We start from the raw sequence: 954 nt of genomic DNA on the forward strand, positions 1-954 counted from the left end.
GGCAATGTCATTACCCTGCTGGAGTGCGGGGGGGCAAGACGGTGCTGACCGTGACCCTGGACTTGGACGGCAAGTACCATGTGCAGCTCGATGGCGTGCTGGATCAACCTGTGGGTACCAACAGCGTCAATCTGGGGCTGCAGGTGCAAGGCACCGACTTTGACGGCGACCAGAGCAACCTCGGCACCCTCAACATCCAGATCACCGACGGCGCCTTGCCCCAGGTCGATCCCGTCTCCCTGACTCTGGTGGAGGACAGCAACTGGAGCGCGGCCCAGACCCTCTCCGGGGATCTCAACATCACCGCCGGCAGCGATCCCCTTGCCAACATCAGCTTCGATGCTAGCCAGCCGGGCCTGCAGGGGCTCACCAGCGGTGGTGCGCCTGTGGTCATCAGCATCAGCGGCAACAGCATCAGCGGCGCCGTCAACGGCCAGAATGTTTTTACCCTCACGCTTGATCAGAGAGGGCACTACGTCTTTACCCTGAATCAGCCGCTGGATCAGGGCAGTGCGGATAGCCTGCTCAAGGCGGGCTTCACCCTCACCGACAGTGATGGGGATACCGTCTCCTCCACCTTGAGCGTTGCCATCGGCGATGGAGCCAATCCGGTCATCAGCGCCGTGACCGGCACCGAGATGACAGAGGCGAACCAGGGCGATGGCGCCGTGGTGAGCACCATGAGCTTCACCGTGGACCACGGTGCCGATGCCTTGGCGCCCGACAGCCTCAGGTTCGATATCGCGGCCATTCAAAGCAGTCTGGATGGCAAGTACAGCAGCCACGGCAGCCCGGTGACCTTCACCCTGGATGCCAGCGGGGAGCTGGTGGGAACCAGTAGCGACGACCGTGAGGTGCTGCGTGCCGAGCTGAGCCTGGTTGAGAACAACGGCAACTGGAGCGTCACGGCCAAGGTGGTCTTGAGCGCCGAGCTGGATCACCGAGGGGAGCGAA

General features: G+C 63.0%; 1 protein-coding gene. It reads left to right on the plus strand.

Annotated elements, in window-relative coordinates; genetic code table 11:
- Positions 1-50 precede the first annotated feature (50 nt).
- The coding region (locus G113_RS20155; RefSeq protein ID WP_236611816.1) for a T1SS-143 repeat domain-containing protein at positions 51-954 on the plus strand (904 nt) is incomplete at its 3' end.

Origin of the sequence: Aeromonas molluscorum 848 (genome assembly GCF_000388115.1) — a bacterium.
Lineage (GTDB): Bacteria > Pseudomonadota > Gammaproteobacteria > Enterobacterales > Aeromonadaceae > Aeromonas > Aeromonas molluscorum.